The 13,025-nt window shown below is 38.9% G+C and carries 11 protein-coding genes and 1 pseudogene; 7 read left to right on the top strand and 5 right to left on the bottom strand.

Annotated elements, in window-relative coordinates:
* Together ACO1QW_RS07715 and rhaT are read right to left on the bottom strand one after the other, a co-directional pair.
* A pseudogene (locus ACO1QW_RS07715) lies at positions 1-366 on the bottom strand (bifunctional rhamnulose-1-phosphate aldolase/short-chain dehydrogenase); the annotation flags it as partial.
* A 25-nt stretch (positions 367-391) separates the two neighbouring features.
* Positions 392-1,483 (bottom strand): L-rhamnose/proton symporter RhaT, encoded by a 1,092-nt coding sequence (gene rhaT, locus ACO1QW_RS07720; protein ID WP_486257269.1) that lies wholly within the window; start codon positions 1,481-1,483, stop codon positions 392-394.
* Positions 1,484-1,654: 171 nt separating this feature from the next.
* On the opposite strand from rhaT, the gene ACO1QW_RS07725 reads away from it, so the two are divergent.
* From ACO1QW_RS07725 to ACO1QW_RS07745, 5 genes are all read left to right on the top strand, one after another.
* Positions 1,655-2,680: a GntR family transcriptional regulator gene (locus ACO1QW_RS07725; RefSeq protein WP_486257271.1), complete on the top strand. Its 1,026-nt coding sequence runs from the start codon at positions 1,655-1,657 to the stop codon at positions 2,678-2,680.
* Between the two features lie 59 nt (positions 2,681-2,739).
* The gene (locus ACO1QW_RS07730) at positions 2,740-4,617 is read left to right on the top strand and encodes an ATP-binding protein (RefSeq protein ID WP_486257272.1); all 1,878 of its coding nucleotides are present in this window, start codon (positions 2,740-2,742) and stop codon (positions 4,615-4,617) included.
* A gap of 65 nt (positions 4,618-4,682) precedes the next feature.
* Positions 4,683-5,318 carry a response regulator gene (locus ACO1QW_RS07735; RefSeq protein ID WP_486257274.1) on the top strand — a complete coding sequence of 212 codons (636 nt, stop codon included), beginning with the start codon at positions 4,683-4,685 and terminating at the stop codon, positions 5,316-5,318.
* A gap of 169 nt (positions 5,319-5,487) precedes the next feature.
* A complete protein-coding gene (locus ACO1QW_RS07740; RefSeq protein ID WP_486257275.1) occupies positions 5,488-6,048 on the top strand; it encodes a hypothetical protein in 561 nt (186 codons plus the stop codon).
* Between the two features lie 276 nt (positions 6,049-6,324).
* On the top strand, positions 6,325-7,503 hold the full coding sequence (locus tag ACO1QW_RS07745; RefSeq protein ID WP_486257277.1) for a Gfo/Idh/MocA family protein: 1,179 nt from the start codon (positions 6,325-6,327) through the stop codon (positions 7,501-7,503).
* Between the two features lie 79 nt (positions 7,504-7,582).
* Here the strand turns inward: ACO1QW_RS07745 and ACO1QW_RS07750 are convergent, their stop codons facing one another.
* Positions 7,583-8,995, bottom strand: coding sequence for a PAS domain S-box protein (locus tag ACO1QW_RS07750; RefSeq protein ID WP_486257279.1), 1,413 nt, complete (start codon positions 8,993-8,995; stop codon positions 7,583-7,585).
* A 498-nt stretch (positions 8,996-9,493) separates the two neighbouring features.
* On the opposite strand from ACO1QW_RS07750, the gene ACO1QW_RS07755 reads away from it, so the two are divergent.
* Both ACO1QW_RS07755 and ACO1QW_RS07760 read left to right on the top strand, forming a co-directional pair.
* Positions 9,494-10,714, top strand: coding sequence for a PAS domain-containing sensor histidine kinase (locus ACO1QW_RS07755; RefSeq protein ID WP_486257280.1), 1,221 nt, complete (start codon positions 9,494-9,496; stop codon positions 10,712-10,714).
* A gap of 10 nt (positions 10,715-10,724) precedes the next feature.
* On the top strand, positions 10,725-11,168 hold the full coding sequence (locus tag ACO1QW_RS07760) for a response regulator (protein WP_486257282.1): 444 nt from the start codon (positions 10,725-10,727) through the stop codon (positions 11,166-11,168).
* Positions 11,169-11,480: 312 nt separating this feature from the next.
* Here the strand turns inward: ACO1QW_RS07760 and ACO1QW_RS07765 are convergent, their stop codons facing one another.
* Positions 11,481-12,104 carry a hypothetical protein gene (locus ACO1QW_RS07765; protein ID WP_486257284.1) on the bottom strand — a complete coding sequence of 208 codons (624 nt, stop codon included), beginning with the start codon at positions 12,102-12,104 and terminating at the stop codon, positions 11,481-11,483.
* 11 nt (positions 12,105-12,115) lie between these two features.
* On the bottom strand, positions 12,116-13,025 hold a 910-nt coding region (locus tag ACO1QW_RS07770; protein ID WP_486257286.1), incomplete at its 5' end, for an RHS repeat domain-containing protein.

The following is a 13,025-nucleotide window of genomic DNA, read 5'->3' on the forward strand; positions in this document are numbered from 1 at the left end:
AAGATCATAAATACAATGGTTGAAGAGTTCTACCATTTCATCTTCATGCTCAATACCACGATAAATATTTTTCAAGCTGCGTAAACGATCAACATACAATGCAGCCAATCCACTACGTTTCATTGTGCCGAGATCGCCACCGCTACCCTTCACCCACATTACTTCTACTTCTTTACCCGTCAATGGATCTTTCGCCATTGCTTTGCACGACGTGTTACCACCTCCATAGTTGGTTAAACGGAGATCGGCTCCTAATAAATTAGAACGATACACGAGTAATGCTACTTCATCACCAGCCAGCTCGGCTGCTTTTGCATCATCCCACAAATAACTTACGTGTTTGAAATCTTTTGTTGCTACTGACATATTCTTTCCTTTTCAGTTAAAATTTTTATACATGGAGGCTGTTACCATATCCCACCAGCAATACTGAAAGGATGATAATAATGATGCCTAAAATAATTGTCGAAATTGTTTTTTTGCTTACTCCTTTCCACTCTTTTAATACAAGTCCCCACATGTTAGCTACAAGAATAATGAAGGCCATGTGTAAGATCCATGAGCTTGGGCCATTACCTAATTTGCTTTCGCCCATACCATAAAAGAAGAATTGAAGGAACCATGTTGTTCCCGCAAGAGCCGAGAACAAATAGTTTCTTAATAACGGAGCTTTCTGATTGGTATAATCGCCAAATGTTTTATTGCGTGCATTTAAGATCATGCACCAGATAAAGTTTGTTGTTAAACCACCCCATAATAACACCACATAAATTACATTGTTACGGTATAGAAATTCGCCTTCACCAGGATTGGCAGCTTTCCATGTTTCGTTGGCCACAGTTGCCATTTCCTGTCCTGCTTCTAAACCAAAATTAAAGCAGGCGCTTAACACACCCGAAACAATGGCCACGAACATACCCAAGCCAAACTTATATTCAACTGAAGTTTCTGCTCCGTGTGGATCACTTCCTGCTGTCTTTAATTCTTTTTCCTTCATCATACCGGCCTTGCCGCTGATGATGATGCCGATGATACAAACCAGCAAACCGGCCAAAATGGTGAACCCCCATGTTGAGCCTGCCATTGCACTGAATGTATCTTTTCCGGGAAACGGACTGAAATCGTAATAAATGGCGGGAATGATGGCACCAAACACCATACATAGTCCAAGGATAATACTGCTGCCCAGCGATACGCCCAGGTAGCGAACGCCCAAACCGTAGGTTAAACCGCCAATACCCCAAAGCACGCCAAAAATAAACGTGGCACACAATGCCGGAAAAGCAGCGCCTTGAATGATTTCAGCAAAACCGGGAATAGTTAAATACGCAGCAATTGGAGGAACAATGAGCCAGGAAAATAAACCGCCAACAATCCAGTAGCTTTCCCAATGCCAACCTTTTACCTTTTTGTAAGGAATGTAAAAACTGCCTGAAGCGAACCCGCCTATGAAATGAAAAATAACACCTAGTAATACCTGCATTGTAATAGTTTATATAGCAATCATCAGAAGTTAAAAGTAATTCGGGTTCTGAGAAATCCCGTCATGTACTATCCTGAGCATCAATCGATAGTTTTAACTGGCGATGAATAAATTAAGAACCGTTAATTTTAGCGGACGATTCTGCTATAACCCAAGAGTTTAAACCTGATTATGTCTGATAATATTTACCGCCATATTCTTATTGATGAACAGTCGATAACGCCGAAATACGTACAGATCGTCAACTCCATTCTCAAGGCTGTGGAAATGGGAAATATCAAACAGGATTACCTGCTCCCTTCCATCAACGATCTGAGTTTTGAATTGAGCATTGCCCGTGATACCGCTGAAAAGGCTTATCGTCAGCTGAAACAACTGGGTGTTGTTGGTTCGGTTCCGGGCAAAGGTTATTTTATTGCCAAGACGGATATTAAACAAGACATCAGGGTGTTTCTCCTTTTTAATAAGCTGAGTGCGCACAAAAAGATCATTTATGATTCGTTTGTGGCAACGCTGGGCAATCATGCAGCCATCGACTTCTACATTTATAATAACGACTACGCTTTATTCAAAAAACTGATGCATGGTCGTAAAGGCTATACGCACTATGTAATTATCCCTCATTTTTTGGAAGGTGGTGAAACGGCTCACGAAGTGATTAATGAAGTAGATGAAGGCTCACTCATTTTGCTCGATAAGATCATACCGGGTATTAAAGGTGAATATGGTGCGGTGTATGAAAATTTTGAGAAGGATATTTTTAATGCGTTGCAGGCCGCTTTGCCACAGTTGAGCAGTTATCAAACTTTGAAACTTGTCTTCCCTTCTTACACTTATTTTCCTAACGAGATACTGGAAGGTTTTGAACGTTTCTGTACAGAATATGCGTTTGCTTATAAGGTGGTACATGATATTGCCGAAGAACCTATCCGTAAAGGTGAAGCTTACATCAATCTGATGGAAGATGATCTTGTGGTATTACTGGAAAAAATACAGGACACGCAATTAAAAGTTGGGAAAGACATTGGTATTATTTCTTATAATGAAACGCCCTGGAAGCGTTTTATTCTCAACGGCATCACAACTATTTCAACCGATTTTAAAAAGATGGGCGAAATGGCAGCACATGCAGTGTTAAGTAATGAACGCAAGCATGTAGAAGTTCCATTTTCATTAACATTGAGAGATTCACTTTAAAGAAAACAGCGCTCTGCAATTCTGTTCCTCTTTTTGATATAAACATTTTATATTAGAGGATGAAGAAGCCTGTCTGCGTATTGCTCCTTTCCATTTTTGGAATTGCAGCACAATCACAATCCGTCAACAAAGATTCCTTAATTACTGCTCTTAAAGTTGCAAAGGAAGATACAAACAAAGTGATTCTATATCGCATGCTTGCCGGCATTGTTGGTAATAGTAATCCAGTTGAAGCAATTGAATATGGAAAAAATGGGTTGAAGCTGGGGAAACAATTGAAGTGGGAAAAAGGTGTTGCGGGATGCTACCTGAATGTTGCTGCAGCTTTCGGCTATAAAGGTCAATTGGATTCGGCGATGATCTATATCGATTCGGCTATTGTTTCATCGAAAATTGTAGGTGATCCAACAAGGCTGGCATTGGTATATCTCAACCGGGCCGATTATAATATGCAATTACGCAACTTCAAACAGTCTTTGATCAATTGTGATTCAGCCTGGCGCTATGCCGAACTGGCAAACAATAATGATCGACGGGCACGCATTTTGCAAACAATGGGTGCCATCTATTTTTATCAGTCGAAGTATAAAGAAGGCATCGATTATAATGAACGTGCCGGGCAATTATATAAGGAATTGGGAAATAAAAAAATGTATGCCATTACTCTTTCTAATATAGGAACCAGTTTAACACGCACAAAGGATTATGGAGCTGCAATCGAAAATTTTCAAAAAGCTATTTCACTTGCCAATGAAGCCGGAGACAGGGTAAATCTTGCCATGTATTATGGTAACATCGGATCGAATTACATTAAGCAGGAGCAATACCAAAAAGCATTTGAAAATGTACAACGGGCTATGAAGTATGCCCAGGAGCAAGAAAATGAAAAACAAATAGCAATTGCCTATTCTCTTCTCGGAGAAGTGTACCTAAAACAGAAAAAGTATGCACAGTCTATAGAAGCAGGATTATCGGCATACGATGGATTTCAAAAAAATGAATTGCTGGAAGAACAGCAAACTGTGTCAGAAATTCTGGCGGAAGCATATTCTCTCTCGGGTAATCATAAAGAGGCATACAAATATCTTTCAAAAAGTAAAGAGCTCAGCGATACGCTGGCTACGCAAAAATATGATGAAGATATTGCTGCCATGCAAACCTCTTTTAATGTAGAAGAAAAAAACAACCAGATTGCGTTGCTGAATAAAGACAAACAATTGCAGCAGCAGCGCTTGTCACGCCAGCAGTTGATGCTTTTCGGATCTTTTGCGTTGGTTGCTTTAGCATTAGTAGGTATTGTATTGCTGGTAAGTCGCTATCGCCTGCGACAGCGTGTGAAGGAAATGGAATTGCGTAACAGTATTGCTGCAGATCTGCACGATGAAGTGGGCAGTTCGCTTAGCAGTATTTATATGTTGAGCGAAATGGCCGGATCAACGGAAACATCCACCGTTTCTCAAAAAGAAATGCTGCATAAAGTAACCAGTTACTCAAAGGAAACGATGGATAAGATGGGCGACATTGTCTGGATGATTAAACAAAATAGTGAAGATGGCAAAGATCTGCAGGAACGGATGCAGCGTTTTTTATATGAAATGTGCAGTAGTAAAAATATCAGCCATCATTTTGATGGTGAGTTGTTGCAATCAATTAAACTAAACACCGAACAGAAAAAAGCGTTGTATCTTATTTTTAAAGAAGCGGTAAACAATGCACTAAAGTATGCGGCTCCGCAGCACATTCATGTGGCGGTGAGTAAAACGCCAAACAGCATCGACTTAAAAATTGCTGATGACGGCCAGGGCTTCAACATGTCTTCCGCAAAAAAAGGAAATGGTTTAATTAATATGCAAAACAGGGCAAAAGAATTGGGAGGTAAAACGGAAATATCTTCATCTGATAAAGGAACGACAGTCAAATGTACATTGCCGGTGTAAGTTTTCTCCCCCGTTTTCGCTATTTTGTTTTGAGTGTAATCACAGCAAATTTGTAAAAACATTCCATGACAAGAATCGCCATTTTTGAGGACAATAAACACCTGCGCACTACTTTACATGTATTGCTTGAAACGGCGGATGGTTTTTCTTGTACGGGTGCTTACGCCAATTGTAATGATATGCTGAATGCATTGGAGGAAAACCCCTGCGATATTGTATTGATGGATATTGAAATGCCGGGTATTAATGGCATTGAAGCCACTAAACTTATAAGACAACATTTCCCCGGCGTGCATGTGTTGATACAAACAGCTTTTTTCGATGACAGTTATATCTTCAACGCTATTTGCGCCGGAGCATCGGGTTATATTTTAAAAACCACCTCCCCTTCAGGTTATATTGATGCTTTGAAAGAAGTAGAAAGCGGTGGCTCTCCTATGACACCTGGCATTGCAAGGCGTATGCTCGAATTATTCAGGGTTAACCTGCAGCCCGCTGTTACTACCGATTATCAACTCACACCACGGGAGAAGGAAATTCTGCAAATGCTCGTCAATGGAAAAAGTTATAAAATGATTGCAGCAGAATCAAATATTGCAACCGATACAGTAAAATCACATATCAAGAATATCTACGCCAAGCTGCATGTAAACTCCGGCACTGAAGCTGTATCAAAAGCCCTTCGTGATAAAATAGTATAACTGCTGCATCTCTATCTTCTCTTTCATTTACTTCTTCTGTTGAACGGAAGCAATTGTTTATATCATTCTTTTTAACTCTTCTCACCCTTATTCGCTATTGACCTGCCCTTGCTGAATTGATAGTTTTGATTCAGTAAATAACAGTACATACAAAGCACAATTATCAATCATGAAAAAGCAAATCCTTTTAGCTATAGCTGTGATTTTAACTTTAGCTGCATGTCAGAAAAAAGAGAGTGTAAATGAAGAACCGGTGAACCTGCGAAAAACCGGGTTCTTGTGCACCATCGGTATTAAGTCGAATGAACTTGTTCATCCTAACCCTGATTCAATTTGTGTGGGTTCAAGTTCAAGTGGTACGTCGTATAGCATCAGAGATTATTCTTATACAGCAGTCGGAAGTTTTGTTGTAAGGCCACGTGACATCTGGACACGTGAAACTACAGGCGACAACAATTGGTACATCCGAAATCATACAGGAAAGTATTTGAGTTTTGAAGATGATCCCTATGCAGTCAATGATGAATACCACATTGATCTGAACGATTCACCAACGGAGCAAAGTGTTTTCATTCGAAGCCATAACAGCGGGCAGAATTTTTACTTAGAGTCAAAATACAAAAGAGGTTACTTCCTTATCTCACGTGCTGCAAATGTTTCTCCACCTGACCCCAGCCATAGTTCAATCAGGTTTCAAAAAAAGCAACAACTGTGGTTTTTTATGCCGTAACGATGCTGAAAATTTATCAGTAAAACTTGCCGCAGTTCCCACCTGCCAAATAATGAAAACTGGTTATACTTTTCAATGGATCATCTTGCCTCAGATTTCTGCGGGAGTATATCAACTTCGAATTGAAGCCGGCGACTGGCATTATAACGGTCGGTTGATAAAAGAGTAATTATATTAAAATATTGAGAGTTTAATTAAATGGCTTCACCTTACAGTGAAGCCATTTGCTTTGTTTCTGTAAATTTGGAGAGCAAACAATTAAACCACACTTGCCGTATGAGTAATGAAAAGAAACACAGACGACAGTTTCTGAAAGATTCTGTAAAAGCATCGGGCTTTATGTTTATGACGCCGATGCTTGAAAACTTTAAGACGATAAAGTCGTCACCAAAACTTCAAAACATCTCTGTGGCTCCGAACAGGATAAAGTTTGCAGTCATAAATATCAATCATCCGCATATTTATGGGATGACGGATGCCATAAAAAGAGGTGGCGGCGAATTGGTATCAGTTTATGCAAAGGAAACAGATTTAATTGCTGCATTTTCCAAAGCTTATCCCGAAGCAAAACTCGCAACATCAGAAAAAGAAATTTTAGAAGATAAATCCATTCAACTGGTGTTGAGTTCGGGTATTCCCGACGAACGTGCACCGTTGGGCATTCGTGTAATGCAGCATGGGAAAGATTATTTAACCGATAAACCCGGTATCATAACACTTGAGCAACTGGCGGCGGTGAAGAAAGTGCAGAAAGAAACCAAACGCATTTACTCGATCATGTATAGTGAGCGTTTAGAAAATAAAGGCACTGAAAAAGCAAGTCAGTTGGTGAAGGCCGGTGCAATTGGTAACGTAATACAAACAATCAATTTAGCGCCACATCGAATCAGTAATAAGTTTGGTACTTCTGGCTTAGCTGTGCGACCTGATTGGTTCTGGGAGAAAAAACGGTATGGTGGAATTTTAACCGACATTGGTTCGCACCAATTTGATCAGTATTTACATTTTACGAACTCAACCGAAGCAACGGTGCTCATGTCGCAGGTAGGCAATGTACATTTTCCGCAGGCGCCAAACTTCGAAGACTTTGGTGACGTAATGTTGAGTGGTAATGGCGGCGTAGGATATATTCGTGTCGATTGGTTTACTCCTGATGCGTTGGACAGTTGGGGCGATGGACGATTGATCATTATGGGAACAGACGGAACAATTGAAGTGCGTAAGAACACCGATATCGTTTCAGGAAAAAAAGGTGGTAATCATTTATACCTCGTGAATAAAAAAGAAATGGTACATATGGATTGCAACAACGAAGCCCTGCCTTTCGGTCCATTGTTGGTTGATGATGTACTGAACCGTACCGAAACAGCAATGAGCCAGTCGCACTGTTTTCTTGCAACAGAACTTGCTTTGATAGCGCAAAAAAATGCAAAGCAACTCAAGTTGAAGAAATGATGATTAGAAACGATAAATTAAAAGCTTCACAGAAATGTGAAGCTTTTTTATTTGAGGGGCCAACTACATGTGAGGTTGTTTAAAATGGAATCATCATTTGAATGGCGCATCCATAGCCGGGACTGCTTACTATTTTTATTTCACCATTAAATGATTCAACCCGATTGATCATATTCGAAATGCCGATGCCTTTTCTTTTTTTCGTTGGGTCAAATCCTTTTCCGTCATCGGTCACCTGCATGCTCAATTGATGATCTCTCGCTTCAATTGAAACTTTTACGTTCTTCGCTTCTGCATGCTTCACAATATTGCCCACCTGTTCCTGTATAATGCGGTAAATGTTAAGCTTCAGATCATCATCAATATTGCTATCGCCCATTTCATAAATAAATTCAGTACGTATCAATGCATTATCACTGAGGTGATGTAAAAGATGGTCAACAAGATCGTGCAGGTTCACATTTTTTATTGGTGTAACCTGTCTTGAACTCAGCTGCCGTATTTCTTCAATGGCATCGTTAATAAGGCTAAGAGAATAATCGATCAATTCTTTGGCCTGGGGGTTTTTAGTAGCTGCCATGCCGAGATAGATCTTGGTGCCGGCAAGAATCTGGTTAACATTATCGTGTAGTTCACGACCAATATGATTACGTTCTCGCTCCTGAGCATTGATCATTACCCTTGTTAATTTTTTTTGCTCCTGTAATCGTTGCTCATGCATCTCTTCTTTTAATTGCAGCATGGATTCTTCGGCTAATTTTCGTTGCGTAATATCATTGCGTATTGAAAGGTATTGATAGGGCTTACCTTCTCTATCTAAAAAAGGAATGATGGTGGCATCAACCCAATATATCATTCCATCTTTTGCTTTGTTCCTGAACTCCCCTCTCCATATCTCCCCCTTTACAATCCGCTTCCACATTTCTTTCATGTAAGATGGTGGATGATAACCTGAATTAACCAGGCGGTGGTCCTGTCCAATCAACTCATCAATGGAATACTTTGATATGCGGCTGAAATTTTCATTTGCGTAAATGATCAGTCCTTTACTGTCGGTAATGGCAACTATGGATGAAGCATCAAGTGCTTGTTTGTAATCGATAAGTTCTTTTTCTGTACGCCGTTGTTTAATAGCAGTGGTAATAGCAGAAGGCAAGCGTTCTAAGCGATCCTTTAATATATAATCATCGGCACCTTCTTTAATAATAGATGCAGCAAATTCATCGGAAACCGTTCCGGTAATAAGAATAAATGGAATGTATCTCGAGCGCTGACGTACAATTTTCAATGCTTCAGATGCACTGTATTGCGGAAGTGAATTATCAGAAAGAATAATGTCGGGAACAATCCCATCTAATGCAAGCATGAAACTATTTTCATCAGTAGCCAATGTAATGATACAGGACGGGAATTCTTTCTTCAGTTGTTTTTGAACAAGCTCTGCTTCCCATTCATTGTCTTCTAGCATTAAAATTCTTAATGGCGACGTCATAACAGCAATTCAATAGGCTTTATCTAACAATGCTGTCAATATACAAAGTATTTATAATAAACAAAATTTGAGGAGAAAGCTGTTTGTATAAATGACATTACCATGAGCAAAAGGAAGCCCATGGTAAATGAACATTGTTGTTTTTAAGGTACGGATCAAATTTCTGTCACGAATAATCAGTGAAAGAAGTTAGTTCTCTTATAGGGACGATTGTGGAAATTGGATATTATCTGCTATCGTTGTTGTTTGTTCTACAAAGATGCGATGCGAGCAACGTTTAAAAAACAGAACATTCTTGCATTAGCAGGTCGTTATTAGTTAAGGCATTTGTAGAATGTTGATTACGTAACTCTACGATTGGTAATATTACGGGAAACAAAGTAGCGTATCGGCTATTCCTTACCGTTATAAACTTCTATGAGAATGTTCAATTTTGAGTTAATTTCCAGAACTTTAGCGCAGAAGATTTTTCATCAGGCAAACTAATCACCTATTCCAATGCAGCCTCTTACAGAGCAACAGTTCCGGCAATTATTTGAAGCGGCACCCGGTCTTTTCCTGGTTCTGCGGCCCGATTTTTCCATTGCAGCAGTAAGCGATAGTTATTTGCAGGCAACCATGACCCAACGGGAAGCTATTACAGGTTGTGGCATCTTTGATGTTTTTCCCGATAACCCCGATGATGTTGAAGCAACCGGTGTTTCTAATTTGCGTACATCATTAACACATGTACGTGATAATAAGAAAGCACATTCCATGGCTGTTCAGAAATATGATATAAGACGGCCCGATGGCAGTTTTGAAGAACGATTCTGGAGCCCGTTAAATAAACCCGTGCTTGATGAAAATGGACAATTACAATTTATTATACACCGGGTTGAAGATGTGACTGAATTTATTCTGAAAGAGAAAATTAACCAGGAAAAAACCAAGCTCATCTCTGAGATGGAAACAGAGATCTATAAACGGGCGCAGGAAATACAATTGTATAACTACAGATTAACAAAGGAGATAGACGAACGAAAATTGGCAGAAGAGTCTATTTCGCAATTAAATAAAGAACTCGAATCATTTACGTACTCTGTTTCGCATGATCTGCGTGCTCCGCTGCGGGTGATTAATGGTTATGCCGATATTTTGCTGGAGGACTATTTGGGACGTTTTGACGAAGAAGCAGATAAGCAGTTGCAGGTGATTAAAACAAACGCAGTTCGTATGGGTCAATTGATCGACGACCTGTTAAAACTTTCACGAATCGGTCGGCAAGAACTTACCGTCCATCATACGGATATGAATCAACTGGTAAGAATTGTTGTTGCGGAGCAGGTTCAACATAACAATTTACAGCACCACATTAAACTTGAAAACCTTGCGCCGGCAACCTGCGACAGCAGCTTGCTGCGGCAGGTTTGGATCAACCTTATTTCAAATGCCGTAAAGTATTCCTCAAAACAATCATCTCCCGAAATCACCATTTCATCGGATGTAAAAGATGGAACGATCGTTTATACTGTGAGCGATAATGGTGTGGGATTTGATATGAGATTCGCTGATAAATTGTTTGGCGTGTTTCAGCGCCTGCATAATCTTAAAGAATTTGAAGGTACAGGTATAGGGCTTGCACTGGCGAATCGCATTGTGAGCAAACATGGTGGAAAAATCTGGGCTGAAGCAAAGGTGGGTGAAGGAGCAAAATTCTCTTTTAGTTTACCCCAATAAATTTATACGTATGAAGCATAATGAAGTTGAAATTCTGTTGGTAGAAGATAATCATGACGAAGCCGCTCTTACTATTCGTGCATTAAAAAAACAAAACCTGGCAAACAGGTTACTTCATATCGATGATGGCGAAGAAGCGCTCAATTTTATTTTCTCCGAAGGAAAATATTCACAAAACACTGAAACCTTCAATCCCAAACTGGTATTACTTGATTTGAAATTGCCCAAGGTGGATGGTTTGCAAATATTAAAACGTTTAAAAGAAGATGAACGAACCAATTCAATACCGGTAGTAATTCTTACATCGTCTAAAGAGGAATCAGATATCGTGGAGGGTTATAAACTTGGCGTGAATAGCTATATTGTAAAGCCCGTAAATTTTGAATCGTTCAGTAAAGTTGTGGCTGAACTGGGCTTCTATTGGGTAATTTTAAACCAGGTGGAGAAAGAATAAATCAACCACATTTTTTCATTTACTGCTTATAAAAGAAAAGCTTCACAATAAAGTGAAGCTTTTCTTTAGTCGGGATGGCTTTACAATCTTCGAACAATTTTTTAAAGGATTGTATAGCCTTCAACAAACTTAAATAAACAGTTTAAATACCCACAATTTTCCTTTCGTCATTAATATAAAATACGGACAATTTGTCAGGATGTCTTTAACATCTTAGAGCGATTTTTTGAAAGATTGATATGCCTTTTGCAAACCAGGTTATTCATTTTATCATCCACATGCTTAACAAAAAGTATATGTAAGACTGATGTCCTATTCAATTTCTCTGCAATCGTAAAAATTATTCCATTGCGGATATTCCTTAATTTTTTGTGGTTTAATTTTACTCTCAAACCATTCGTATTTCCGATCAAAAGAAGGATAACAGTAGTTCCTAAATCCTTTTTGTTTTAATTCTATATACCATTTTTTATACGCTGCTATTATTATACTTAACTCCTGGCTACCACAACAAATTTCTTTGTTTGTTTCTTTATCATACAGCAATGGATACGGGGAATAAATGAAAGCATTGCTGGAAAAAGCAATATAGTTTATCAATATTAATGCGTCAATTTGCAAGTTATATTCTTTGCTTTTCGGCACTCGTTTGAGTGTTTCGTAATGTCCTGATAAATTGTAGACGGAGTTAAGACACATTTCTGTGTCAGCAGTATGATTAAGTAATTCGCCTATAAGATGAATTTTAATTGAATCTGGCAATAAGGTGACGGTTTTAAATTGACAGTTTGCCTGATATCGCTCTGTTTGGTTTTTATTTTTTACTCCAATAGCCAAATAGGCTCTTTCTTTTTTTACAACCTTTTCGACAAATGCGGATTGTGCTAAAGTGAAAATGGAGTGAGCCATTAATATTACAGTAAATGTGTATTTCATTTGATGTTGTATTAGATTTGTAAACCTAAGTCCTTTAATATTTTCTTTATCTCATTTTCGTCTACTATCCTTACACCGTTGACAGTAACTTGAGGCAAATTGGCTTCTTTTTCCTTTTCGTTTTTTCTCTGATAGTATTTTGTACCTACCTTGTAAATTCCGCCGCCATTATTATGTCCCTTCTCAAAACCTGCTTTGTCATCTCCTTTCTTAGGCGGGAATATTTCGTCTTTGTGGTCATAACTGTTTTCTTTCTTCTTACCAGAATGTGCTCGCAAAAAATCGTCGGGGCTATTCCATTCAATTACTGCAATATCTCCATTAGGTTCGTTAACTTCAATAAATTCATCCTTAAGTATTTTTTGGAATTCAGACCCATCAGCACTTTGATCTATAAACCAAACCTGCCCATCTGCAAACGCATAACCATGACAATTAGCCATCATATTTTGTGTTAACGGAGTTTCTTGATTTGGTCCATATCCATCACCAGATTTCTCTGCAACGTATGCTCTAATTGCTCTGTATGCTTGCACTGGGGTGCCCGCATCTGTGTAAATAGTAATTTCCTGTAATTGTACCGTAACCTGTGCTTGCTGCCCATTCTTGAGAACAGTATATGTTCTATCTATTACTTTTGCATTCCCGGTGCTAGTAGCGATTATATTTCCATCCTTATCTCTTAATAGTAGTCCTCCTTCGTCTATATTTTTGATCGGATTATTTGCAGCATACTGGTAGGGAGTAAGTGATAAATAAATATCTGCAAATTTATCTTGTACGTGCCATTTTCCTATTTGGTTATCGTACATTCTAGCTCCATAGTCATACCAATCCAGTCCGCTACCATCGGAGAACTCTTTGTCTTGTTTTTCTTTGCCGTTGTATTCGGATTTGTTATCAAGCGATGTTCCTGCTTTG

The organism is Lacibacter sp., assembly GCF_057361365.1.